Raw genomic sequence first — 23,649 nt, forward strand, 5'->3', positions numbered from 1 at the left:
GCGCTCAATCGGAAGAATGCCCTCTTCGCCGGGCATGACGAAGGCGGCCGGACCTGGGGCCGCATCGCCTCGCTCATCGAAACGGCCAAAATGAACGGCATCGATCCTTGTGCGTAACTGAAGGCCATGCTCGAAGCACCCGACAAGGGCATCCGAAGAGCCGGATCGACGAACTGTTACGCTGGAAGTACAAAGCGCCGTCAACCCCTTAATCCAAGGGGTTCCCGCCGCGAACGCTGTTGTCGCATCACGTCGTTCTAGACACTGGGCTGACGATTCCCATGAATGCGGTATTTGACGCTGCGACTCGCCGGGCCTCGGAATGCCTGGCAGCAGACGCGCGGTGCGGCACTGCTTCACTCGCTGATTCCGTGGATTTCCCTTCCTTTCGCGGGATGAGGGTCTTATATAGGCGTTGCAAAATGATTGGTGTGGCGGGTTGCCCGCTCGCCTGGTTCACCCGAATGTGCCGAGGGGCTTGATGTCAACCAACCTCCTGGCGGACTATTTCCCCATCCTGGTATTCCTCGGATTGGCGGCCGCCATATCTCTGGGGGCCGTAGTGGCCTCTCTGATTCTCGGACGGCAGAACCCGGATGTGGAGAAAGTTTCCGCGTATGAGTGCGGCTTTGAGCCGTTTCAAGACGCGCGGTCGCGGTTCGATGTGCGCTTCTACCTGGTCGCAATTCTGTTCATCATCTTTGATCTGGAAGTCGCGTTCCTTTTCCCGTGGGCAATCGTTCTCGGCGATATCGGAATGTTCGGGTTCTGGTCGATGATTATATTTCTGGGGATTTTGACCATCGGGTTCGTTTACGAGTGGAAGAAGGGGGCGCTGGAATGGGAGTAGCACTCAACCAACCGCGGCCGCCGGTAAGCGGCAAGTCGGATACCGGCTTGCCGCCTGTTTCGGACACCAATCCGTTCGTTACCGCCGCCGCCACCGAACTCCAGGACAAGGGCTTCCTTGTCGCTAAGTTCGATGCACTGCTTAACTGGTCGCGTACCGGTTCGCTGTGGCCGATGACCTTCGGCTTGGCTTGCTGCGCCGTCGAAATGATGCATGCGTATTCGGCCCGATATGACCTGGACCGTCTTGGTGTCATCCCCCGTCCAAGTCCGCGACAGAGCGACGTGATGATCGTGGCGGGAACGCTGACCAACAAGATGGCCCCGGCGTTGCGCAAGGTATATGACCAGATGGCAGAGCCGCGCTGGGTCATATCCATGGGCTCCTGTGCGAATGGGGGAGGGTACTACCACTATTCGTACTCTGTCGTACGGGGCTGCGACCGAATCGTTCCTGTCGATATCTATGTGCCCGGCTGCCCGCCTACGGCCGAAGCGTTGGTGTATGGCATAATGCAGCTGCAAAAGAAGATCCGGCGCGGCACCTCCATTGCGCGATAGGGCTGCCCGCAAGAAGTCTGGAGTAGCGATGATAACCGACGAAACCCTACGTGATCTGGGGGGCTACGTTGAGGGCGCCCTTGACCCCGATATTCTGGACTGGCGAATCCATGTGGGTCAGCTAGCGGTAACAGTCCGGCGCGGTGCGGTCGAAAAAATACTCAAATGGCTGCGCGACGACTCCAAGTGCCGATTCACGCAGTTGGTTGACCTATCCGGAGTCGATTATCCGGATAGGGACGAGAGATTCGAAATTATCTATAATCTTCTTAGTCTGACGCACAATCAACGAATTCGTATTTGTGTTACGACTGACGAAGACACACCTGTACCGAGTGTGTCGTCTGTTTTCCCGTGCGCAGTTTGGTATGAGCGCGAGGCATGGGATATGTATGGCGTGTTCTTTTCAGATAATCCGGATCTCCGCCGAATCCTTACGGATTACGGGTTCCAGGGGCATCCATTGCGAAAGGACTTTCCACTGACGGGATACGTGGAATTGCGATACGACACCGAGCAAAAGCGTGTAGTTTATGAGCCTGTTCAGTTGACTCAGGAATTTCGGAGTTTCGATTTCCTTAGCCCTTGGGAGGGAATGACGCGCGAATTGCTTCCCGGCGATGAAAAGGCCGAGCACAATGATAGCGACGCCGGTCCGGCCAAGTCTTAAGGAGCCCAGGATGTCGGAGGAACAATCTATTCGGCCGTTTACGATGAACTTTGGGCCGCAGCACCCTGCGGCTCACGGCGTTCTTCGTCTGGTTCTAGAGATGGATGGTGAAGTTGTCGAACGAGCCGATCCTCATATCGGGCTGCTTCATCGCGGTACCGAAAAGCTGATCGAGTATAAGACCTATCAGCAGGCTGTGCCCTATTTTGATCGGCTAGACTATGTAGCGCCAATGAGTCAGGAGCACGCCTTTGCCATCGCTACTGAGCGGCTGCTGGGGATCGAGGTGCCGGAGCGCGGCCAATATATCAGGGTGTTGTTCGCAGAAATTTCGCGAATTCTAAATCATGTGCTGAATCTCACGACTTTCATTCTCGACCTGGGCGCCATCACGCCCATGCTCTGGGGCTTCGAAGAACGCGAAGTCATGATGGGTTTCTATGAGAAGGTGTCTGGCGCCCGACTTCATGCGAACTATTTCCGCCCCGGCGGGGTGTACCAGGACATGCCTCCCGGCCTCGCCGACGAAATCGGCGAATACTTCGAAAAAGATTTCCCCAAATTCGTGGATGATCTGGAGACACTTGTCTCCGGGAACCGCATATTCAGGCAGCGCACGGTCGATATTGGTGTGGTGACACTGGAGCAGGCTCTGGCGTGGGGATTCACCGGGCCGATGTTGCGGGCGAGCAACTGCGAATGGGATTTGCGCAAGGCTCAGCCATATGAGGTTTATGACCGTCTCGATTTCGACATTCCGGTTGGCCTTACCGGCGACTGTTATGCGCGCTATCTGGTTCGCATAGAAGAAATGCGACAGTCGATGCGCATCATTAAGCAGTGTCTTGAGCAGATGCCAAAAGATGGTCCTGTGAAGGTCAATGACAGAAAGATTTCGCCGCCACCGCGGGCCGAGATGAAGCGTTCGATGGAAGCGCTGATTCATCATTTCAAGCTGTACACCGAAGGGTATCACGTACCCGCCGGTGAGGTGTACGCGGCTGTCGAGGCACCGAAGGGGGAATTTGGCGTCTTCCTGGTGGCCGATGGGACAAACCGGCCATACCGCTGCCGGATACGTGCGCCGGGATTTGCGCACCTCCAGGGAATGGATTTTATGAGCAGGGGGCATATGTTGGCCGACACGGTCGCCTTGATTGGCTCCATGGACGTTGTGTTCGGGGAGATTGACCGATGACTTTTGGGAAGCCGGCCGGGCCGGAGCTTCAACCGGCCACTTTCGCCTTCACGGAGGAAAACCTGAGCCGCGCGAACGAGATTATCGCGTATTATCCTCCCGGAAACCAGCAGTCAGCGGTCATGCCATTGCTATGGCTGGCGCAGAAACAGCACGACAACTGGCTGCCTCGCGCGGCCATGGATTATGTCGCCGACATGCTGTCCATCCCCAGGATCCGGGCGTATGAAGTCGCGTCGTTCTATTCCATGTATAATCCCGCGCCGGTGGGAAAATTTCATTTGCAGGTGTGCACGACGACACCGTGCTGGCTTTGCAATTCCGACTCTGTCGTCAAGGCAGTCACGGACACCGCGGGGGTAGGGCCGGGGCATTCGTCGGATGACGGGATGTTCACCGTTACGGAAGTTGAATGCCTTGGTGCCTGCGTGAATGGACCGGTAGTTCAGGTAAACGACGACTACTATGAAGATCTGGACTACGATTCCACGGTCGCGCTGATCAACGATCTGAAAGCAGGCAAGAACGTGCTCAAGGGGTCGCAGAAGCGTCGGATCGGAAGCATGGCGGCAACAGGACCGACGAGTCTCAAGGATCTTCAACCGAAGGCGCCCGCCGAACCGGCGAGCAACGGATCGGAAGGATCGCCGTTGGAAGCGGCCGGCGGCATTCCACCGGAAATTCGGGTTGCCCATGACCGGGCCATGCACCTCGCATCCAAAGCCCAGGGCCGCAACGAGGAGGCATCCTGATGCTTCGTGACGAAGATCGCATTTTCACCAATCTTTATGGTTGGCACGACTGGTCGCTCGATGGCGCGAAGAGTCGCGGAGTATGGAGCAACACCAAGGACTTGCTGGCGCTGGGGCGCGAGAAGATCGTCGAGGAGATCAAGGCATCGGGACTTCGAGGTCGAGGCGGCGCCGGCTTCCCGACTGGCATGAAATGGTCGTTCATGCCAAAGGAGAGCCCGGACGGCCGGCCGAGCTACCTCGTGATCAATGCCGACGAGTCCGAACCGGGCACATGCAAGGATCGCGAAATACTCCGCCACGATCCTCATCGGCTGATCGAGGGGGCGCTTGTTGCGTCCTTCGCCATGGGCGCGCATGCCTGCTACATCTATATTCGCGGAGAATTTTACAACGAGGGCACCGAAGTCGCTCGCGCCATTGGCGAAGCATATGAAGCTGGATTGATCGGGCCGAACGCCTGTGGGTCCGGATGGGATTTCGACCTGTATCTTCACCGCGGCGCCGGCGCCTATATCTGCGGCGAAGAAACGGCACTGCTGGAAAGCCTCGAAGGCAAAAAGGGGATGCCGCGGAACAAGCCGCCATTCCCCGCACAGGCTGGCCTTTGGGGATGCCCGACGACTGTCAACAACGTCGAATCGATCGCTGTAACACCGGAAATTCTTCGTCGCGGGTCCGAATGGTTCGCCAACCTTGGCCGACCGAAGAACAGCGGCACCAAGCTTTTCTGCATTTCCGGTCATGTGAACAATCCGTGCAACGTGGAAGAAGAGCTCGGTATATCGCTCCGCGAGTTGATCGATAAGCATGCAGGCGGTGTCCGTGGTGGGTGGGACAATCTACTGGCGGTCCTTCCCGGAGGGAGTTCGACACCGGTCATACCCAAGGACGTTTGCGACAACGTCCTGATGGATTTCGATTCGCTGAAGGAAGTGCAGTCGGGTCTCGGTACGGCTGGCGTCATCGTCATGGACAAGTCGACCGATATCGTTTACGCCATCGCGCGTTTGTCGCATTTCTACATGCACGAGAGCTGTGGACAGTGCACGCCGTGCCGAGAAGGCACCGGCTGGATCTACAGGGTCATGAAGCGCATGGTCCGAGGTAACGCCCGGGCCGAAGAGATCGACCTTCTTCTCGAGGTCACCAAAGAGATGGAGGGACACACGATCTGTGCGCATGGCGATGCCGCAGCTTGGCCCGTACAGGGATTGATCAGGCATTTCCGACCGGAGATGGAGCGCCGGATTCGCGAGTACCGCGATGCGACACATTCGGCCGCCGCCGCTGAGTAGAGGGACGACACGATGCCAAAACTCACCATTGACGGTCACGAGATCGAGGTGGAGCCGGGGACCAACGTTCTCCAGGCTTGTGAGATGCTGGGGATCGAGATCCCCCGTTTCTGCTATCACGACCGACTGTCGGTGCCCGCCAATTGCCGGATGTGTCTGGTCGAGATGGAGCGGGCGCCGAAACCGATCCCGTCATGCGCCATGCCGGTTGGCGAGGGGATGGTCATCCATACGGATAGTGAGAAGGTCCATAAGGCCCGCAAGGGCGTCATGGAATTTCTGCTGATCAATCATCCACTCGACTGCCCGATCTGCGACCAGGGTGGAGAATGCGATCTTCAGGATCAGGCGATGGCCTACGGTTTTGATCGGGGCCGTTTTGAAGAAAACAAGCGCGCAGTGACCGAGAAATACCTGGGTCCGCTGATCAAGACATTCATGACACGCTGCATCCATTGCACTCGCTGCGTTCGCTTTGCCGACGAAATCGCTGGCGCACCGGAAATGGGTGCTACCGGCCGTGGCGAGAATATGGAGATTGGCACTTATATCGAATCGGCAATTTCTTCAGAACTTTCTGGCAATATGATCGATATCTGCCCCGTCGGGGCGTTGACGTCGAAGCCCTATGCGTTTGCCGCGCGTCCATGGGAATTACGGCGGACACCGTCCGTTGACGTCCATGATGCTGTCGGCTCAAACATCAGTTTGGGCGGTCGTGGCGGCGAAATCATGCGGGTACTGCCGCGGCTTCACGAGGACGTGAACGAAGAGTGGATTTCCGACAAGACTCGATTTGCCTATGACGGATTGCGTCGTCAGCGTCTGGATCGCCCCTATGTCAGACGCGACGGGCGTTTGCAGCCGGCATCCTGGGATGAAGCTTTCGCCGTGATCGCTGACAGGTTCGGTGACCTCGATGGCAAGCAGATCGCGGCAATAGCCGGCGACCTTTGCGACGTCGAATCCATGTTCACCTTGAAGATGCTGATGGACCGACTGGGATCGCCGAATATTGATTGTCGGCAGGACGGTGCAAAGCTCGACCCCAACCTCCGTTCATCCTACGTGTTCAATACGACGATCAGGGGGATCGAGGATGCCGACGCCATCCTTATCGTTGGGTCCAACCCCCGGACCGAGGCGGCGATACTGAACGCACGCATTCGAAAGCGGTGGCTGAAGGGCGGCATGAGTATCGGCGTGGTGGGGCCGCAGGCGGATCTTTCGTATCCTACAATGTATATAGGCGCCGGGCCGGGATCGCTTGCCGAAATTCTCAATGGCAACCACAGTTTCGCGGATGTGCTCAAGCAGGCAAGCAATCCCATGATCATCGTGGGGCAAGGTGCGCTGGCGAGAGACGACGGGTCGGCAATTCTTTCGAAATGCCGATCCATCGCCGAGCAGTCAGGAATGATTCGCGACGATTGGAACGGATTCAACGTCCTGCATACGGCTGCCTCCCGCGTTGGGGGCCTGGATTGTGGATTTGTTCCGGGCGAGGGCGGGCTCGACACGGACGGTATTCTCGATGGCGCAGCTTCAGGGGCAATCAAGGCGGTGTGGCTGCATGGCGCCGATGAGATCAACATGGAAGCTCTCGGCGACGCCTTCGTCGTCTATCAGGGTACTCATGGTGACCGTGGTGCGCATCGCGCCGATGTTATCCTGCCTGGCGCAGCTCACACGGAAAAGAACGGCATCTACGTCAACACCGAGGGACGTGTTCAGCTTGGCCGCATGGCTGTATTTCCGATCGGCGAGGGCCGCGAGGATTGGAAGATCCACCGGGCACTAAGCGATCGGCTCGGGAAGTCGTTGCCGTTCGATTCTCTGCAGGACGTCCGCATGGCGCTTGCTACTGCTGCTCCGGTATTCCAGGAGATTGATGTGTGCCATGCGAACCCATGGGGTGAGTTCGGTGCAGTTGGATCCGTTTCGGACCAACCCTTTACCTCGCCCGTGTCGATATTCTATATGACGGATCCGATCACGCGGGCATCAGAAACAATGGCGAAATGCGTCGAGGAAATCCTCGGCCATGCGGAAGCAGCGGAGTAGCGAAGACCGATGCATTTCTGGAACGACTACGCGTGGCCGTTGGCAATCATCGTGATGCAGTGTTTGGCGATCGTCGGACCGCTGCTGATAGCCGTCGCCTATCTCGTCTACGCCGAACGCAAAGTTATGGGCGCGATGCAACTCCGGCAGGGGCCGATGACTGTCGGCCCCTTTGGTCTGCTGCAGTCCGTTGCCGACGGATTGAAGCTGCTGACCAAGGAAACCATCATCCCTGCAGGGGCCAACCGCATCGTCTTCCTGCTTGCGCCGATGATCACTTTCCTGCTCAGCCTCGTCGCGTGGGCCGTCATTCCCTTTGGTGAAGGACTGATGGTTGCCGACATCAATGTCGGCATCCTGTACCTGTTTGCGATTTCGTCTCTTGGCGTGTACGGCATCATCATGGCCGGATGGGCATCGAACTCGAAATACGCTTTTCTCGGCGCCCTGCGGTCGGCTGCCCAGATGGTCTCTTATGAGGTCTCGATCGGCTTCGTCATTATTACCGTCCTTCTATGCGTAGGATCGTTGCGCCTGACGGATATCGTTTTGGCGCAGCAGGGGCTTTGGTTTGCTATCCCCTTGTTGCCGATGTTCGTGATCTTCTTTGTGTCCGCGCTGGCCGAAACCAATCGGGCACCGTTCGATCTTCCCGAAGGTGAGTCGGAGCTGGTCGGCGGCTACAACGTCGAGTATTCGGCCATGCCATTCGCCCTGTTTTTCCTCGGCGAATACGCAAACATGATCCTGATGAGTGCGATGACAACTATCCTGTTCCTGGGAGGTTGGTTGCCGCCGTTCAACATCGCGCCGTTCACCTGGATTCCAGGGCCACTCTGGTTCATCGCCAAGATCCTGCTGTGTCTGTTCGTATTCATCTGGGTGCGAGCGACGTTCCCGCGTTTCCGTTACGACCAGCTCATGAGGCTGGGTTGGAAGGTGTTCTTGCCGTTCTCACTGCTATGGGTGGTACTTACGGCCGGGTTCCTCGTTGCTTTCGACATGCTGCCGAACACGTGAATAGCGAGCGGCCGGTAAGGAAGGCGCGTCCGACGCGCTCAATGCATCGATCTGATGGAAGGTCTGAACAATGGGTGTGATGGATCGAACGGCGCGGAGTCTGCTATTGGGCGAAATCGTCCAGGGGCTCAGCCTGACGTTCAGATACATGTTCAAGCCCAAGGTTACGCTGAACTATCCCTACGAAAAGGGACCACTCAGTCCGCGTTTCCGAGGCGAACATGCGCTGCGCCGGTATCCAAACGGCGAGGAGAGGTGCATCGCATGTAAGCTTTGCGAGGCTATCTGTCCGGCACTGGCGATTACGATCGAAGCAGAGCCAAGAGAGGATGGTAGTCGGCGAACGACTCGGTACGACATTGACATGACGAAATGCATCTATTGCGGCATGTGCCAGGAAGCCTGTCCGGTGGATGCGATCGTGGAAGGGCCGAATTTCGAGTTTTCGGCCGAAACACGCGAGGAATTGTATTACAACAAGCAGAAGCTGCTCGAAAACGGTGATCGGTGGGAGCCTCAGCTGGCCGCAAACATTGCGGCCGATGCTCCTTACCGCTAAAACCGCCGCACGGCCTTCGGGCCGCACGGACCGCGCATTCCCCTCCTGGGTGAAGCGCCTACGCCATGCGCGGTGCCGCCAAGCCGGCATCGCCATCCCCTTTTTCTCCCATCTGCGCGGGAGCGTACGAATATGATCGTTCAGGCCTTGGCATTCTATATGTTTGCCGGTGTGGCGGTGGCCTCGGGTATCATGGTCATATCGGCCCGGAACCCCGTTCACTCGGTGCTGTTTCTCATTCTGGCATTCTTCAACGCCGCTGGCCTGTTCGTCCTGATGGGCGCCGAGTTTCTGGCGATGATACTGGTGGTCGTTTATGTCGGCGCTGTGGCGGTTCTCTTCCTCTTCGTCGTCATGATGCTGGACATCAGTTTCTCCGAACTTCGGAAGGGCGCGCTGCAGTACCTGCCTTTCGGTGCCCTGATTGGTCTCATTCTGCTGATCGAGCTGGTCCTGATTTTCGGCACCTGGACCGTGTCAGGATCGATTGAACTCGCCGCGAGGGCGCCGACACCGGATCCCGATATGGTGACCAATACGGCGGCGTTGGGACAATTGATTTACACGCAGTATGTCTATCTCTTCCAGGCAGCTGGCTTGATCCTGCTGGTCGCGATGATCGGGGCCATCGTCCTGACACTGCGTCATCGACCTGGCGTAAGGCGTCAGAATGTAAGTAACCAGCTGGCGCGTACGCGCGATCAGGCGGTTGCCATTCGCAAAGTCAAAAGCGGCGGAGGTGTGCAGTAATGGGCATCGAAATCGGCCTTGGTCACTATCTTACGGTCGCAGCAATTCTGTTTACACTCGGAATATTCGGCATCTTCCTCAATCGGCGGAACGTCATAATCATTTTAATGTCCATCGAGTTGATGCTCTTGGCTGTGAACATCAACCTTGTTGCTTTTTCGACTGCTATGAATGACCTCGGCGGACAGATATTTGCAATCTTTGTTCTGACGGTCGCCGCAGCCGAAGCCGCCATTGGCCTGGCTATTCTGGTGGTCTATTTCCGTAATCGCGGCACAATCGCGGTCGCCGACATCAACCTGATGAAAGGCTGAGGAACCCCTTCCATGGAAGTAGCTGCAGTATTTCTTCCGCTGCTCGGATTCCTGGTCGCCGGGCTGTTCGGCCGGGTAATCGGAGAGCGCGGTGCCATTGCCGTCACGGTCACTTGCGTCAGCTTGTCGGCGTTGATCTCGATAATACTTTTCTTCGATATCGCGTTTGGCGGCAACGCAAGAACAATCACGCTTTTCTCGTGGATCAACAGCGGTGACTTCGTGGCGAATTGGGCCTTGAAGCTCGATACGCTCACGGCGGTCATGCTGGTTGTGGTAACCGTGGTTTCGGCCATGGTTCACATCTATTCCATCGGCTATATGAGCCACGATCATGCAAAAGCGCGGTTCTTCGCCTATCTGAGCCTTTTCACCTTTGCCATGCTGATGCTGGTGACGGCCGACAACTTCATCCAACTGTATTTCGGTTGGGAAGGGGTGGGCGTGGCATCGTATCTGCTGATCGGGTTCTGGTACCACAAGCCATCGGCCAACCGAGCGGCCATCAAAGCGTTTCTGGTCAACCGTGTCGGCGACTTCGGGCTGGCGCTGGGAATCTTTGCAGTTTTCAAGATTTTCGGTTCGGTCCATTTCGATACTGTGTTCGACATGGCAGGCGAAATGGCAGGCCGGAATTTCGAGTTCCTCGGCTTCGAGGTCCATGCTCTGACGACGGCGTGCGTGCTTCTGTTTATCGGAGCAATGGGAAAATCGGCGCAACTCGGTCTGCACACATGGTTACCGGATGCAATGGAAGGACCGACTCCGGTTTCTGCTCTCATTCATGCGGCCACAATGGTGACGGCCGGTGTTTTCCTGATTGCCAGACTTTCGCCCATTTTCGAATACGCACCAGTGGCTCTGGTTCTGGTGACCGTGGTTGGCGCTGCGACCGCGCTTGTCGCAGCGACGATCGGAATGACCCAGTTCGATATCAAGCGAGTGATCGCCTACTCGACGATGAGTCAGCTTGGCTATATGTTCTTCGCTCTGGGTGTTTCGGCCTATCAGGCGGCCATTTTTCACCTTATGACCCACGCCTTCTTCAAGGCGCTGCTTTTTCTTGGCGCAGGATCGGTTATTCACGCCATGTCCGATGAACAGGACATGCGCAAGATGGGTGGCATCTGGCGAAAGGTGCCATACACCTACGCGATGATGTGGATCGGAAGTCTGGCTCTGGCCGGCATCGGCATCTATGGAGTCTTCGGGCTCTCGGGCTTTTATTCCAAGGACATCATTCTTGAGGCAGCCTGGGCGCGGGACGCGTGGCACGGCACATTGGCCTATTGGGTTGGTGTTTCCGCTGCTTTCATGACCGCCTTCTACAGTTTCCGGCTCATCTTTATGACTTTCCACGGAAAGCCTCGGGCCGATGAGGCCGTAATGGCGCATGTTCATGAGAGCCCGGTGGTGATGCTGGCGCCGCTCGTTGTTCTGGCGGTCGGATCCGTGCTTGCGGGCGCCTTTATGTACGACACCTTCGTCTATCACGGCATGGACACCTTCTGGGGCGAGTCAATTTTCGTGCTGCCCGAGAACATGACCGTTGAGTTCGCTCACAATGTTCCCCTCTGGGTGAAGTTGCTGCCTGTCGTGATGGCAGTTCTCGGCATCGCTCTCGCCTTCCTCTTCTACATCCGCAACCCGGTGCTGCCGGAGTTGTTCGTGATGATTTTCCGACCGATTCACCGGTTCGTTTTCAACAAATGGTACTTCGACGAACTCTATGACCGTATTTTCGTCAAGCCGGCATTTGCACTCGGCTGGGGGCTTTGGAAGTCAGGCGATGGTGCGGTCATTGACGGCATTGGTCCGGATGGCGTCTCGCGTGCTGCCGCTTCCCTTGGGAGGAAAGTCAGCCAGGCGCAGACCGGCTTCGTTTACCATTATGCGTCGGCCATGCTCATTGGTGTGGTGGTCTTCGTGACGTGGTATCTCTTCAGGTTCTGGGGGTAAGGACCGTACCCATGGATTGGCCGTTGCTCTCTCTTGTTACTTTCCTGCCGCTGGTCGGCGCAGCATTCATTTTTGTGCTGGCTCGCGGCGATGATGCCGTGGTTGCGCAGAATTCGCGAATGATGGCGCTGATCACGACGGTAGTGACTTTCGTATTGTCGTTGTGGATCTGGTTCGGCTTCGAACGTGGAACTGCTGCGTTTCAGTTCGTCGAACGGGTCGAATGGCTGCCGGATGTTGGTATCGCGTACCACATGGGTGTTGACGGCATTTCGATGATGTTCGTGATGCTGTCCACGGTTCTTATGCCGTTGTGTATTCTCGCCAGTTGGGAAAGCATCAAGGTTCGCGTCAAAGAATACATGATCGCGTTCCTGATCCTTGAAACAATGATGATCGGCATGTTTTGCGCGCTCGATTATCTTCTATTCTACGTGTTTTTCGAGGGTGTACTTATTCCGATGTTCATTATCATCGGAATCTGGGGTGGCTCGACGCGCAAGATTTACGCAGCATACAAATTCTTTTTGTTTACGCTGACGGGCTCGCTTTTGATGCTCGTCGCAATGCTTGCCATGTTCGTTCAAGCGGGTACGACCGACATTCCGACACTGCTTGAAACCACATACCCGGAATCGATGCAGATGTGGCTTTGGCTGGCACTTTTTGCGTCGTTTGCGGTCAAGATCCCGATGTGGCCGGTTCATACCTGGCTCCCCGACGCCCATGTTGAGGCACCAACCGCCGGGTCTGTCATATTGGCGGGCGTATTGCTCAAAATGGGCGGATATGGGTTCCTCAGGTTCTCGATCCCGATGCTGCCCGAGGCCACCGAGTTCTTCGCCCCATTGGTTTTCGCGCTATCGGTGGTAGCAATCATCTATACGTCCCTGGTCGCGCTTGCTCAGGAAGATATGAAGAAGCTCATTGCGTACTCATCGATCGCGCATATGGGTTATGTCACCGTCGGCATGTTCTCAATGACGACGCAGGGGATTCAGGGGTCGATTTTTCAGATGCTCAGTCACGGCGTCGTCTCGGCGGCTTTGTTCCTGTGCGTCGGCGTTGTGTATGATCGGTTGCACACGCGGGAAATCGGACGTTACGGCGGCCTTGTGCACAACATGCCGGTCTATGCTGTCGTCTTCATGGTCTTCACCCTTGCATCGGTCGGGTTGCCTGGAACGAGCGGTTTCGTAGGCGAGTTCATGAGCCTTTTGGGCGGATTCATGGCCAACACCTGGGTCGGGGCGCTATCGACCGTCGGTGTGATATTGGCAGCGGCTTACATGCTGTATCTTTACCGCCGGCTGTTCTTCGGTAAGCTGGTTAAGGAAGAACTGTTCAAAATGCCGGATCTGAAAGCCCGCGAAGTCGCAATATTCGCGCCGCTCGTCCTGCTGGTATTCTGGATGGGGATATATCCCTCCAGTTTTCTTGGCGTGATGGAAGCCTCTGTTGAAGCATTGGTCGACAATTATGAACTGGCCCTCGCGGCGGCGGAAACCACAGGGACCGCTGTCGTTGATGTCGCGCGGCGATGAGAAGCAGGGAAAGCAGAACTGATGACTGAATTACCAGAACTTGCGCCGGCTGTTCCGGAAATTTTCCTTGCGGTTGCCGCTATGGCTCTCTTGATGTTCGGTGTGTTCAAGGGACAGTCAGCCACGCGTCCGACCGCGTATCTGGCACTTGGCGTGCTCGCGGTGGCTGCGGTTCTTGTCTGGAATGTTGAGGTTCCGGTCGTTACTTTCAGCGATTTGTTCGTTGCGGACGAGTTCGGCGTCTTCATGAAACTGCTCGTTCTCCTCGGGACCGCAGTCGCACTGCTGATGTCGATCGACTTCATCGAACGCGAAGGCATGGATCGTTTTGAATATCCGGTGCTGTTCCTTTTCGCAGCCACCGGCATGATGATGATGGTGAGCGCTAATGATTTGATGTCGCTATATATCGGCCTCGAACTTCAGTCGCTCTCACTCTATGTCGTCGCCGCATTTCATCGGGATTCGGTCCGTTCGGCAGAAGCAGGGCTCAAGTATTTTGTCCTTGGGGCGCTGTCATCGGGGCTGTTCCTTTATGGGGCGTCGATGGTTTATGGATTTGCCGGGACGACCAATTTTTCCGATCTGGCTGCGCTGTTCGAGGGGGGGCAAGCTTCATCCCTTGGTCTCGTCGTTGGGATCGCCTTCGTTTCTGCAGCACTGGCATTCAAAGTCTCGGCTGCCCCATTCCATATGTGGACGCCGGACGTCTATGAAGGCGCGCCTACTCCCGTCACTGCCTTTTTTGCCAGTGCGCCAAAGGTCGCCGCGATGGCGCTTTTTGTTAGGGTACTGGTCGGCCCGTTTGGTGAACTCGTTGCCGACTGGCAGCAGATTGTTGTGGTAACAGCGATGCTGTCGATGGTCCTGGGGGCCTTTGCAGCCCTGCCGCAGACCAACATTAAGCGACTCCTGGCATATTCGTCGATCGGCCATGTCGGGTATGCGCTTGTCGGTCTGGCGTCCGGGACAGAAGCTGGCATCCACGGCGTCATGATTTATATGGCGATTTACATGCTTATGACGTTGGGCGTCTTTGCCGTCGTTCTAACGATGCGGATTAATGGGCGCCAAGTCGAAGCGATCGAAGATTTTGCAGGACTTTCACGGACTCATCCTTTGGTTGCCGCGTGCATGGCGGTACTGATGTTTTCGATGGCGGGCATACCACCGCTCGCAGGATTCTTTGCCAAATTTTACGTCTTTGGCGCAGCCATCGAGGCAGGTTTGTTCGTGTTGGCCGTCATTGGTGTCCTGGCCAGTGCTGTCGCAGCATACTATTATCTGCGCATCGTAAAGTTGATGTATTTCGACGACGTCTCGGAACCTTTCGACAGTCCGATCGGCCGCGATACCGGCGTCGTCATCGCCGGCACGACGCTGGTCATGGTATTGTTCATCGTGTTTCCCTCCACGATCACCGCCGCGGCTCAGAGTGCGGCCGCTGCATTCTTCGGCAGTTGATATTCTCTGAGAGATTGAAGGCGGAAGGATTGATCGGTCTTGCAAACGTCGATGGGGAGCGGTCTGGGTCATTATCAGCCGGCACTGACCGGAATAGTCGCTCCGTTTGGTTGGAAGGTTTATCGGGCTGGGACCACGGCGAGTACGAATGCCGATTGCGTCAGTTTCGCTGAATCGGGAGGCACGGAGCGATCTGTTTTCTGGGCTGACCAACAGAGCGGCGGTCGCGGGCGGCGAGGGCGTGAATGGACATCTCCGCCAGGCAATCTGTACGTCAGCATTCTCTTTCGGCCGGAGAGGGGGCTGTCGGCGGCACTCACATTGGGGTTTGTCGCTGGCGTGGCACTCGTTGATACGGTTAAAATTGTCGCGCCGACGCTTGATGCGAAGGTCAAATGGCCGAATGACGTTCTCGTCGATCGCCACAAGGTGGCCGGTATACTCTTGGAAAGCGCGGCAACAGGCACCATTTGCGACTATGTGGTGGTCGGCATCGGTGTCAATCTTGGCATCGGCCCGCCTAATCCTTCAGTTGGGCTCAGTCCAGGGGCGTTCAAACCGGGATCTCTTTCAGATTGGATGACGCCGCCGCCGGTTGGTGAATTTCTTGGCACTTTTCTGTCGCAGCTGAACGCTGTTTACGGAAATTGGTGTGAAGCTGGTTTTGGCCCAATTCGCCGCCGGTGGGAGGCTTGTGCGACAGGGATCGGGTCAACGGTATCGGTAGAAAAGGGTGGTCAGAGGATAGCGGGTGTGTTCTCAGGATTGGATGAATCGGGCGCCATGCTTATTGACGCAATGCATGTCAACGCGGGCCATCAGTGTGTTCGCGTGACGGTTGGCGACGTGGTCTTTCGCGGCGCCGGAACCGTACGGGAGTCCGAATGCTCTTAGCCATCGATGCCGGGAACACGAATGTGGTCTTCGCGGTATATGACGGCTCGCGTCAACTCGGGCTGTGGAGAATTTCGACACTGGAGAACCGGACCTCCGACGAATACGCGGTATGGTTGACACACCTGCTTAAATTGCGATCCATCAGGCCGCTGGATATAGCCGGCGCCATCATTGCCAGCGTCGTACCCACAGCTACCTGGCAGCTTCGCCGTTTGTGCCGGGAGCATTTCAATTGCGATCCTCTGGTCGTCGGGGCGCCGAATGTCGACCTGGGTATCGAGGTTAAGCTGGACCAGCCCAACGAAGTCGGCGCCGACCGGATCGTGAATGCGGTTGGCGCACAACTGCGTTTCCCACCTCCGTTGATCGTGATTGATTTCGGAACGGCGACGACGTTCGACGTTGTGGATGACGATGGCGCGTATGCGGGCGGCGTTATCGCGCCGGGCATAAATCTTTCGCTCGATGCGCTGTTCATGGCGGCGGCCAAATTGCCGAAAGTCGAGATAGAGCCGGTTCAGCAGATCATCGGAACCGGGACAGTGAGCGCAATGAAATCCGGTATCTTTTGGGGCTACATCGGCCTGATTGAGGGGCTGGTCGCGCGCATCAAGGCTGAATATGGCGAGCGGAGCCGAAAGCCGATGACTGTCGTCGGGACAGGCGGACTTTCGAAAATCTTTCACCGGCAGACCGCGGCGATCGATCACACCGATGGCGATACGACGCTGCGGGGACTGGTTACTATTTATGAACGGAACAAGCGTTGATGGAAATGAAGGTCGTACGGCCCGGACTGGATGAAGTCGAATTTTTTGCGATGGGAGGTTCCGAAGAGATCGGCATGAACCTCTATGTCTATCGCTATGATGGCCGGATGCTTATTGTCGATTTTGGCATTACTTTTGGTGATGACAGTACACCGGGCGTCGATGTTATCATGCCCGATATTGGATTTCTTGAAGAAAACCGCGATGCAATCGACGGAATAGTTCTGACCCATGGACACGAGGACCATTTCGGCGCGCTGCAATACCTCTGGCCGCGGCTGAACTGCCCGGTATACTGTACGCCATTCACGGCCACGTTTCTGGCGCTGAAGCTGCAGGGAACCAGCTTTGCTTCTGAAGTGCCGATCGTGGAGGTCCCGTTGTCGGGGCGTCGTACTATCGGTGCGTTTGATATCGAATTCATCTCGGTTACGCATTCTATTCCGGAGCCGAACGCGCTCGTTATCCGCGTCGGCGACTCCACAGTTGTGCATAGCGGCGACTGGAAGCTCGACCCCGATCCAATGGTCGGGGATGTGACCGACGTCGCAGCCTTGCGTCGCCTGGGGGATGAGGGTGTGACCGCCTTTATCTGTGACAGCACGAATGCGATGGAAGCGGGCCGATCAGGCTCGGAAAGGACTGTTCAGGATGCGCTGACACGTCTCATTGCAGAGCGTACCGGACGGATAGCGGTCACCTGCTTTTCGACGAATGTCGCCCGTCTCAATGCGGTGGCCCACGCAGCCCATGCCGCCGGCCGTCACTGTGCGCTCGTCGGCCGGTCGCTATGGCGCATCCACGAGGCGGCTACTCGCTGCGGATATATTGACGTTCCCGAACCCTTCGTCTCGGAGACTGATGCCGGCTTCCTCCCGCCGGACAAAGTCGTGCTGGTGTGCACCGGCAGCCAGGGGGAGGCACGCTCGGCTCTGGCGCGAATAGCCCGAAACGATCACCCCAATATCGTTTTGACGAGAGGTGATACCGTCATCTTTTCCGCGCGCGAGATCCCTGGCAACGAGAAGTCCATCGGTCGTGTGCAGAACAATCTCATCCGCCTCGGTGTCAGGGTCATTACGCCGGACGATGAGGAGGGCGTTCATGTTTCCGGGCATCCTGCCGCGGACGAGCTTGCTGAAATGTATCAATGGTTGCGGCCGGGCATCGTCGTTCCGGTGCACGGAACAGTTCGCCATCTGGAGGCAAATGCTGCAATAGCGCGGTCCTGTCAGGTCCCCGAAGTCGTACTGCCCCATGATGGCGCCGTGATCCGGTTGACGCCGGGCGCGGCCGGAATTGTGGACGAGGTGCCGGTCGGCCAGACCGGCCTGGACGGCCATCGCCTTATTGCCATGAACAGCGGCGTCATTCGGGCGCGGCACAAAGTCATCAACAACGGCGCGGCGGTAGCGACCGTGGTCCTGAATGGCAAGGGGGAAGCCGTTACCGCGCCACGGGTGACGCTGATCGGCCTCGATGGCGACAGTGAACTGGCCGCCTCACAGGACACGGTTGCCGATGACGTGGCCGATGTTATCGACGCGATGCCGCGCGCGGACCGTATGGAGGACACGTTGATCCAGGAAGTGGTTCGGCGTGCGGTGCGGCGCTCGGTACGGCAAACATTCGGCAAGAAGCCTGTTACCGAAGTCCATGTTGTCCGCGTGTGAATTCACCGTAAGGTGGAACGGGCCGCAGAGGACTTGTTTTGTGGCGACGGCGGTCGACAATCGACGTGCTGTTGCTGGGCGGAGCTGAGGTCAGTAGGTAGCGACGATGATCGAGCGGCTTAACCATGTTGCGATAGCGGTTCCGGATCTGGCGGCGGCCGTCCGCCTGTACAAGGAAGCCTTCGGTGCTGATGTGTCCGAGCCAGTCGACCAACCGGACCATGGCGTTACGACCGTTTTCGTGACGCTTGCGAATACCAAGATTGAACTGCTGCATCCACTGGGTACCGATAGCCCGATCGCCCGGTTTCTGGAGCGATCACCAGCTGGCGGCATCCATCACCTGTGCTATGAGGTCGCGGATATTTTCGCGGCCAGGGATCGCATGGTATCTAGTGGGCTGCGGGTGTTGGGAGACGGAGTCCCGAAACCGGGAGCTCACGGGAATCCGGTTCTATTCCTGCATCCAAAGGACATGTCGGGTACGCTCATTGAACTGGAGCAGTCGTAGGCTCATGCACTGGGTTTCGGGAATCGTGGTCTTCTTTATCGTTTGGTGGACAGTGCTGTTCGCCATTCTGCCGATAGGTATTCGGCCGACCCAATATGAGGAGACCGAAGAAGGGCATCAGGTCGGCGCGCCGGCCAACCCGATGCTGGTCAGAAAGGCCGTGCAGACGACCGTTGTGACCTGTGTCATCTGGTTGGTGATTTATGGACTGGTCGCGGCTGACGTCTTCTCGTTTCAGCAATGGGCCAGCGAGATAGAATTGTCATGATGGCTAAAGCTGTTTGCTTCCGAAACGCGAGAAGATCCTGCAAGGTCCGAGGCCGTGAGTGACGTCTTGAAGCAGTTGGAGGCACTTTTGCCGGCAGAGACCGGCTATTGCCGCGCTGCTCCCGGTCATCCCTTTCACGGTCCCTATCACGATGACGAATACGGTTTCAGGGTCACCGGCGACGCGGCCATATTTGAGCGCCTCACGCTGGAAGTATTTCAAGCCGGACTATCATGGCTGCTGTGCCTGAAGAAGCGCGCAGGTTTCAGCCACGCTTTCGCAGAATTCGATATCGACCGCGTGGCACAGTTCGGGGAAGAGGAAATTCGGAATCTGCTGACGAGACCGGCAATTATACGGCATCGAGGCAAAATCGAAGCGACAATACACAATGCTCGGCAACTGCAGGAATTGCGGGGGTCCCACGGGTCTCTCGTCAACTGGCTGGACAGCAATCACCCTTCGTCGCTGGCCAGTTGGCAGAAGCTTATGAGAAAGAGGTTCAAGTTCGCGGGCCCCGAAGTCGTCCGTGAATTCGTTGCGAGCCTGGGATATCTGCCGGATGCACATGGGACGATATGCCCCGCCTACCACCGGGCAATAGACCTGGGCGCCCCTTGGGCGGCGATTCCCGCCCTCTGCCTTGGCGACCATCTTTTAGGCGACACATTGCAGAAGCCGGTTGACCAATAGACCAGCAATGATGCGCCCAATGAGTGAGCCGTCGCCTAAAAAATAAGCAATACTCGGACGTGGATAAAAAAAAGGCAAGAGCAACTGAATTTGCCTTGCCTTAAAGCTACTGGTCAACCATCATTAACGCACTCGCCGGTTATGTCCGGCTGAATGACGCCTAGTGGCGATTCCTCCCTAAACTCGGGCCGCGCTGATAAATCAGTGCGGTCTTTTCTTGTTCGGACTATATCTCACCGAATTGCCGCCGTCATCCCTTTTTTTGAGCAGCGTGCCCATCAATATTGGCTAGGGATTGGGCAGGATGCCGAGAACTGCAAGGTATGGTAGAAAACGACGCCCAATTTGCAAGGCGTCGCTTCTGCTTTCCCACTGGGCATTGTCACATTGGCGCGATCTTTCAGTTGAGAAGTTTACGGCAAACTAATCGGAATTGACACCGACGTGTTGCGGCCATGGCTTCCTGTTCAACCGAGGAATGCGAATTTTGCGATGAAAAGTGCGGCGAGAACGATGACTGTCGGGCTTGCATCGGCAATTCGTCCGCTGAAAATCTTGATCGCCGCATAGGTGATGAACCCGAACGCAATGCCATCAGCAATCGAATAGGTAAAGGGCATGGCGATCGCTGTGATCAGCGCCGGGGCATACTCGGTGACATCATCCCAGGGAATTTCTGCGAGTCCCTTGGCCATCAAGGCGGCAACGAACACCAGAGCGGGCGCCGTGGCGAACGCCGGCACTGATCCCGCCAGCGGCGAGAAGAACAGGGCCAACAGGAAGAGTGCTGCTACGGTCACTGCAGTCAGTCCCGTTCGGCCGCCTTCGTTGATTCCCGACGCACTCTCGATGTAGCTGGTTGTTGTCGACGTACCAAGGAGGGAACCGGCAACCGTGGCTGTGGAATCCGCCAGTAGCGCCTTTTTCAATCGGGGAAGCCGGCCATTGGCGTCCAGGAACCCGCCACGATGGGCGACGCCGACGAGCGTTCCCGCCGTGTCGAAGAGATCGACGAAAAGGAACGCAAAAACAACGGCGACCAAGCCGATATTAATCGCTCCTATGATGTCGAGCTGCAAGAAAGTCGGTGTCGGGTCCGGCGGCATGGAGGCGATGCCGCCAAACTCACTGAAGCCGAAGAGGATGCTGATGGCGGTTACACCGAGGATTGCAATGATCAGGGCCCCCGGAACTCTTAGCGCCGTCATTGCCGCTATCGCGATGAATCCGATGGCCGCCATGATCGGCCCCGGTTGCGAAAGATCGCCGATTGTTACGAGCGTTGCCTCGCTTCCGACGACGATTCCGGCATTCTGAAGTCCGATAATGCCCAGAAACAAACCGATGCCGGCCGAAATTGCCATTTTCAACGAACGGGGAATGGCATTGATGATCTGTTCGCGGATGGGAAGAATGCTGAGAATCAGGAAAATGACGCCGGAGAGAAATACCGCGCCCAAAGCTACCTGCCAATCATATCCCATGCCGAAGACGACGCCATAGGTGAAGTAGGCATTCAACCCCATGCCGGGTGCCAGCGCGATTGGGTAATTGGCATAGAGCCCCATGATTGCCGTGCCGATCGCGGCAGCAAGGCAGGTCGCTACGAACACCGCACCGAAATCCATCCCGGTCTCGGAGAGGATGGTCGGGTTGACAAAAATGATGTACGCCATGGTCAGGAATGTGGTCAAACCTGCCATGATTTCCGTTTGGACTGTCGTCCCGTTTTCTTTTAGTTTGAATAAGTTATCGAGCATTTTTTTGATCCTGCGCTAAGCAAGTGGCAGATTGTTTCATGGTTCCACGACCTTCCATTCATGTTCGATCCGAAGGCGCCCACGCCACGGGGTCGGATGCAGGTGCAATTTCAGGGCCGGGTCGGCGTCTGCTGGCAGCGGTGCCATTCGATGTCAGCGGACCGGCCCCGTACGGAACTGCGAAGGGATTCCGATTGAGAACCGCCATGATCGTCGTTTTTGCCGCAGCGGGTGCCCTCATTTTCGGTACGGCGGACTCTGCTGAGACCAGCCGCATCGTCGTTGACGACAGCGTTTGCCGGTCGCTGGTTGTGCATGAGCCCGATCCGGGAGTCGAGTACCAGCCGGGTGTCGATGTGTATGGCCGGTCGGTGGCGCCAGCTGATTTGCCCGGAGGGCAGCGGCTCGATCTCGGCGACGAGATAGCCATTCCGCTGATTGTCGATCTTGCTCAGCGATTTCCGGACAGGCTGGCCGAAGCCGGTCTGGATCTGAAGGCCTCGCTGGGAACGCTCACCATCGCCGGCGATGAGGTCAGGTTTGACGGTGCGCCACTCGATGATTCGCTTGTCGATGCGATTGCTGCCTTGTGCGCCGGGCAGCGAGACGATCGATGACGTCGTGGACAATCACCGCGACCTTACAATATGGTTCGCGCCGCTGCCCCAGCCAATCGGGTGGCCTGACAGCCTCCAGCCGACCGGAATTGAATCGCTATGCGCCTTAGTCGTTATCTTCTGCCGACGTTGAAGGAAATTCCCGCCGAAGCACAGATCGTCTCCCATCGGGCGATGCTCAGAGCCGGAATGATCAAACAGACCAGCGCCGGCATCTATGCCTGGCTGCCGCTCGGCTATCGGGTCCTTCGCAACATCGAGCGAATCGTCCGCGAGGAACAGGACAGGTTCGGCGCGCTGGAACTGCTGATGCCGACAATCCAATCGGCCGATCTCTGGCGCGAAAGCGGTCGATACGAGGATTACGGAAAGGAGATGCTGCGGATTCGCGACCGGCACGATCGCGAACTGTTGTACGGCCCGACCAACGAAGAGATGATCACAGACATTTTCCGCACTTCAATCCGCAGCTACAAAGACCTTCCGCAGCGCCTTTATCACATTCAGTGGAAGTTCCGAGACGAGATCCGGCCCCGGTTCGGCGTCATGCGTGGTCGAGAATTCCTGATGAAGGACGCATACAGTTTCGACCTGGATCTGGAATCGGCGCGCAATTCCTACAACGCGTTCATGGCGATGTATTTCAACGTATTCGCCCGAATGGGATTGCAGGCCGTGCCGGTAAGAGCGGACACAGGACCGATCGGCGGTGATCTCAGCCACGAGTTTCATATCCTGGCCGACACCGGCGAAAGCGAAATCTTTGTTGAGCGGGCGTTGCTCGACAAGGCGTCCGGCGGTGAGCGGATCGAACCCGATTCGGATCTGGCGGCTTTCGCCGAAAGCGTAACCGGGCACTATGCCGCTGCTGATGAAATGCACGATCCGGCAACTTGTCCGGTGCCGGCGGACAGTCTCGTCACCCGCCGGGGGATCGAAATCGGCCATATATTCCTTTTTGGCACGAAGTACTCCAAGGCCATGAACGCCGTCGTCACCAACCGCGAGGGGGAGACGGTCCCGGTAGAGATGGGGTCGTACGGGGTCGGAGTATCGCGACTCGTCGGTGCCATCATTGAAGCATCGCACGATGATGCCGGCATAATCTGGCCTGACACAGTCGCGCCATTCGATGTCGGCCTTGTCAATCTGAAGCCCGGCGACGAAGCCTGCGAGACAGTATGCGATCAGTCCGAAGTCGCGCTGAAGGCCGCCGGCGTTTCAGTTCTCCACGACGACCGATCCGAAAGGCCGGGAGCGAAGTTCGCGAATATGGATCTGATCGGTCTGCCGTGGCAACTGGTCGTCGGACCGCGTGGATTGGCGGCCGGTACCGTCGAACTCAAGCGCCGAGCCACCGGAGAACGCCACGAAGTGTCCTTGGACAGCGCCCTTCAGATGCTGACCGCTCACTACGAAGATCTTCGGCGTCGGCATGCACTATAGCGCCGACCTGCA

The 23,649-nt window shown here is 57.1% G+C and carries 23 protein-coding genes and 1 pseudogene; 23 read left to right on the forward strand and 1 reads right to left on the reverse strand.

Annotation, left to right across the window (positions count from 1 at the left end; genetic code table 11):
* The 21 genes and pseudogenes from ABZ728_RS11370 to ABZ728_RS11470 form a co-directional block, all read left to right on the forward strand.
* Positions 1 to 212: pseudogene (locus tag ABZ728_RS11370) on the forward strand (transposase domain-containing protein); the annotation flags it as partial.
* A 269-nt stretch (positions 213 to 481) separates the two neighbouring features.
* Positions 482 to 850, forward strand: a complete 369-nt coding sequence (locus tag ABZ728_RS11375) for an NADH-quinone oxidoreductase subunit A (RefSeq protein WP_366656240.1) — start codon at positions 482 to 484, stop codon at positions 848 to 850.
* Positions 841 to 1,410: an NADH-quinone oxidoreductase subunit B family protein gene (locus tag ABZ728_RS11380; protein WP_366656241.1), complete on the forward strand. Its 570-nt coding sequence runs from the start codon at positions 841 to 843 to the stop codon at positions 1,408 to 1,410. Before ABZ728_RS11375 ends, ABZ728_RS11380 begins: the two co-directional genes overlap by 10 nt.
* A gap of 28 nt (positions 1,411 to 1,438) precedes the next feature.
* Positions 1,439 to 2,080 carry an NADH-quinone oxidoreductase subunit C gene (locus ABZ728_RS11385; protein WP_366656242.1) on the forward strand — a complete coding sequence of 214 codons (642 nt, stop codon included), beginning with the start codon at positions 1,439 to 1,441 and terminating at the stop codon, positions 2,078 to 2,080.
* Between the two features lie 10 nt (positions 2,081 to 2,090).
* Entirely contained in the window at positions 2,091 to 3,278 is a 1,188-nt protein-coding gene (locus ABZ728_RS11390; RefSeq protein ID WP_366656243.1) for an NADH-quinone oxidoreductase subunit D, read from the forward strand.
* Positions 3,275 to 4,030 (forward strand): NADH-quinone oxidoreductase subunit NuoE, encoded by a 756-nt coding sequence (gene nuoE / locus ABZ728_RS11395; protein WP_366656244.1) that lies wholly within the window; start codon positions 3,275 to 3,277, stop codon positions 4,028 to 4,030. Before ABZ728_RS11390 ends, nuoE begins: the two co-directional genes overlap by 4 nt.
* The gene (gene nuoF, locus ABZ728_RS11400; RefSeq protein WP_366656245.1) at positions 4,030 to 5,328 is read left to right on the forward strand and encodes an NADH-quinone oxidoreductase subunit NuoF; all 1,299 of its coding nucleotides are present in this window, start codon (positions 4,030 to 4,032) and stop codon (positions 5,326 to 5,328) included. Before nuoE ends, nuoF begins: the two co-directional genes overlap by 1 nt.
* Positions 5,329 to 5,340: 12 nt before the next feature.
* A complete protein-coding gene (gene nuoG, locus ABZ728_RS11405; protein ID WP_366656246.1) occupies positions 5,341 to 7,392 on the forward strand; it encodes an NADH-quinone oxidoreductase subunit NuoG in 2,052 nt (683 codons plus the stop codon).
* Between the two features lie 9 nt (positions 7,393 to 7,401).
* Positions 7,402 to 8,412, forward strand: coding sequence for an NADH-quinone oxidoreductase subunit NuoH (gene nuoH, locus ABZ728_RS11410; protein WP_366656247.1), 1,011 nt, complete (start codon positions 7,402 to 7,404; stop codon positions 8,410 to 8,412).
* A gap of 70 nt (positions 8,413 to 8,482) precedes the next feature.
* Positions 8,483 to 8,971 carry an NADH-quinone oxidoreductase subunit NuoI gene (nuoI, locus tag ABZ728_RS11415; protein WP_366656248.1) on the forward strand — a complete coding sequence of 163 codons (489 nt, stop codon included), beginning with the start codon at positions 8,483 to 8,485 and terminating at the stop codon, positions 8,969 to 8,971.
* A 132-nt stretch (positions 8,972 to 9,103) separates the two neighbouring features.
* Positions 9,104 to 9,721 (forward strand): NADH-quinone oxidoreductase subunit J, encoded by a 618-nt coding sequence (locus ABZ728_RS11420; protein ID WP_366656249.1) that lies wholly within the window; start codon positions 9,104 to 9,106, stop codon positions 9,719 to 9,721.
* A gap of 5 nt (positions 9,722 to 9,726) precedes the next feature.
* Positions 9,727 to 10,035 (forward strand): NADH-quinone oxidoreductase subunit NuoK, encoded by a 309-nt coding sequence (gene nuoK, locus ABZ728_RS11425; protein WP_366656757.1) that lies wholly within the window; start codon positions 9,727 to 9,729, stop codon positions 10,033 to 10,035.
* Between the two features lie 12 nt (positions 10,036 to 10,047).
* On the forward strand, positions 10,048 to 11,994 hold the full coding sequence (gene nuoL / locus ABZ728_RS11430) for an NADH-quinone oxidoreductase subunit L (RefSeq protein ID WP_366656250.1): 1,947 nt from the start codon (positions 10,048 to 10,050) through the stop codon (positions 11,992 to 11,994).
* Positions 11,995 to 12,005: 11 nt separating this feature from the next.
* Positions 12,006 to 13,538 (forward strand): NADH-quinone oxidoreductase subunit M, encoded by a 1,533-nt coding sequence (locus tag ABZ728_RS11435; protein ID WP_366656251.1) that lies wholly within the window; start codon positions 12,006 to 12,008, stop codon positions 13,536 to 13,538.
* Between the two features lie 21 nt (positions 13,539 to 13,559).
* The gene (gene nuoN, locus ABZ728_RS11440) at positions 13,560 to 15,002 is read left to right on the forward strand and encodes an NADH-quinone oxidoreductase subunit NuoN (RefSeq protein WP_366656252.1); all 1,443 of its coding nucleotides are present in this window, start codon (positions 13,560 to 13,562) and stop codon (positions 15,000 to 15,002) included.
* Between the two features lie 51 nt (positions 15,003 to 15,053).
* Positions 15,054 to 15,896, forward strand: coding sequence for a biotin--[acetyl-CoA-carboxylase] ligase (locus tag ABZ728_RS11445; protein WP_366656759.1), 843 nt, complete (start codon positions 15,054 to 15,056; stop codon positions 15,894 to 15,896).
* On the forward strand, positions 15,887 to 16,669 hold the full coding sequence (locus ABZ728_RS11450; protein ID WP_366656253.1) for a type III pantothenate kinase: 783 nt from the start codon (positions 15,887 to 15,889) through the stop codon (positions 16,667 to 16,669). The genes ABZ728_RS11445 and ABZ728_RS11450 overlap by 10 nt, the downstream gene beginning before the upstream one ends.
* Positions 16,669 to 18,342, forward strand: a complete 1,674-nt coding sequence (locus ABZ728_RS11455; RefSeq protein WP_366656254.1) for a ribonuclease J — start codon at positions 16,669 to 16,671, stop codon at positions 18,340 to 18,342. The genes ABZ728_RS11450 and ABZ728_RS11455 overlap by 1 nt, the downstream gene beginning before the upstream one ends.
* A 106-nt stretch (positions 18,343 to 18,448) precedes the next feature.
* Positions 18,449 to 18,853, forward strand: a complete 405-nt coding sequence (gene mce, locus ABZ728_RS11460; RefSeq protein WP_366656255.1) for a methylmalonyl-CoA epimerase — start codon at positions 18,449 to 18,451, stop codon at positions 18,851 to 18,853.
* Between the two features lie 4 nt (positions 18,854 to 18,857).
* A complete protein-coding gene (locus ABZ728_RS11465) occupies positions 18,858 to 19,121 on the forward strand; it encodes a DUF1467 family protein (RefSeq protein ID WP_366656257.1) in 264 nt (87 codons plus the stop codon).
* A gap of 66 nt (positions 19,122 to 19,187) precedes the next feature.
* Complete coding sequence (locus ABZ728_RS11470) at positions 19,188 to 19,814, forward strand: DNA-3-methyladenine glycosylase I (RefSeq protein WP_366656258.1); 627 nt, start codon at positions 19,188 to 19,190, stop codon at positions 19,812 to 19,814.
* Positions 19,815 to 20,281: 467 nt separating this feature from the next.
* On the opposite strand, the gene ABZ728_RS11475 is transcribed toward ABZ728_RS11470, so the two are convergent.
* Positions 20,282 to 21,574 carry an NCS2 family permease gene (locus ABZ728_RS11475; RefSeq protein ID WP_366656259.1) on the reverse strand — a complete coding sequence of 431 codons (1,293 nt, stop codon included), beginning with the start codon at positions 21,572 to 21,574 and terminating at the stop codon, positions 20,282 to 20,284.
* Between the two features lie 206 nt (positions 21,575 to 21,780).
* Between ABZ728_RS11475 and ABZ728_RS11480 the strand changes: the two genes are divergently transcribed.
* Positions 21,781 to 22,191: a hypothetical protein gene (locus ABZ728_RS11480; protein WP_366656261.1), complete on the forward strand. Its 411-nt coding sequence runs from the start codon at positions 21,781 to 21,783 to the stop codon at positions 22,189 to 22,191.
* 99 nt (positions 22,192 to 22,290) lie between these two features.
* Positions 22,291 to 23,637, forward strand: coding sequence for a proline--tRNA ligase (gene proS, locus ABZ728_RS11485; RefSeq protein WP_366656262.1), 1,347 nt, complete (start codon positions 22,291 to 22,293; stop codon positions 23,635 to 23,637).
* The last annotated feature ends 12 nt before the right edge of the window (positions 23,638 to 23,649 follow it).

This window comes from Fodinicurvata sp. EGI_FJ10296 (assembly GCF_040712075.1).
Taxonomy (GTDB): Bacteria; Pseudomonadota; Alphaproteobacteria; order DSM-16000; family Inquilinaceae; genus JBFCVL01.

Excerpts from the sequence above, each read along its gene's own strand:
- ABZ728_RS11375 (WP_366656240.1), top strand. The coding sequence starts at position 482 with ATGTCAACCAACCTCCTGGCGGACTATTTCCCCATCCTGGTATTCCTC.
- ABZ728_RS11480 (WP_366656261.1), top strand. The coding sequence starts at position 21,781 with ATGATCGTCGTTTTTGCCGCAGCGGGTGCCCTCATTTTCGGTACGGCG.
- proS (WP_366656262.1), top strand. The coding sequence starts at position 22,291 with ATGCGCCTTAGTCGTTATCTTCTGCCGACGTTGAAGGAAATTCCCGCC.
- ABZ728_RS11475 (WP_366656259.1), bottom strand. The coding sequence starts at position 21,574 with ATGCTCGATAACTTATTCAAACTAAAAGAAAACGGGACGACAGTCCAA.
- ABZ728_RS11465 (WP_366656257.1), top strand. The coding sequence starts at position 18,858 with ATGCACTGGGTTTCGGGAATCGTGGTCTTCTTTATCGTTTGGTGGACA.
- ABZ728_RS11435 (WP_366656251.1), top strand. The coding sequence starts at position 12,006 with ATGGATTGGCCGTTGCTCTCTCTTGTTACTTTCCTGCCGCTGGTCGGC.
- ABZ728_RS11420 (WP_366656249.1), top strand. The coding sequence starts at position 9,104 with ATGATCGTTCAGGCCTTGGCATTCTATATGTTTGCCGGTGTGGCGGTG.
- nuoH (WP_366656247.1), top strand. The coding sequence starts at position 7,402 with ATGCATTTCTGGAACGACTACGCGTGGCCGTTGGCAATCATCGTGATG.
- nuoF (WP_366656245.1), top strand. The coding sequence starts at position 4,030 with ATGCTTCGTGACGAAGATCGCATTTTCACCAATCTTTATGGTTGGCAC.
- ABZ728_RS11455 (WP_366656254.1), top strand. The coding sequence starts at position 16,669 with ATGGAAATGAAGGTCGTACGGCCCGGACTGGATGAAGTCGAATTTTTT.
- nuoI (WP_366656248.1), top strand. The coding sequence starts at position 8,483 with ATGGGTGTGATGGATCGAACGGCGCGGAGTCTGCTATTGGGCGAAATC.
- ABZ728_RS11380 (WP_366656241.1), top strand. The coding sequence starts at position 841 with ATGGGAGTAGCACTCAACCAACCGCGGCCGCCGGTAAGCGGCAAGTCG.
- nuoN (WP_366656252.1), top strand. The coding sequence starts at position 13,560 with ATGACTGAATTACCAGAACTTGCGCCGGCTGTTCCGGAAATTTTCCTT.
- mce (WP_366656255.1), top strand. The coding sequence starts at position 18,449 with ATGATCGAGCGGCTTAACCATGTTGCGATAGCGGTTCCGGATCTGGCG.
- nuoG (WP_366656246.1), top strand. The coding sequence starts at position 5,341 with ATGCCAAAACTCACCATTGACGGTCACGAGATCGAGGTGGAGCCGGGG.
- ABZ728_RS11450 (WP_366656253.1), top strand. The coding sequence starts at position 15,887 with ATGCTCTTAGCCATCGATGCCGGGAACACGAATGTGGTCTTCGCGGTA.
- ABZ728_RS11390 (WP_366656243.1), top strand. The coding sequence starts at position 2,091 with ATGTCGGAGGAACAATCTATTCGGCCGTTTACGATGAACTTTGGGCCG.
- nuoL (WP_366656250.1), top strand. The coding sequence starts at position 10,048 with ATGGAAGTAGCTGCAGTATTTCTTCCGCTGCTCGGATTCCTGGTCGCC.
- nuoE (WP_366656244.1), top strand. The coding sequence starts at position 3,275 with ATGACTTTTGGGAAGCCGGCCGGGCCGGAGCTTCAACCGGCCACTTTC.
- ABZ728_RS11445 (WP_366656759.1), top strand. The coding sequence starts at position 15,054 with ATGGGGAGCGGTCTGGGTCATTATCAGCCGGCACTGACCGGAATAGTC.
- ABZ728_RS11385 (WP_366656242.1), top strand. The coding sequence starts at position 1,439 with ATGATAACCGACGAAACCCTACGTGATCTGGGGGGCTACGTTGAGGGC.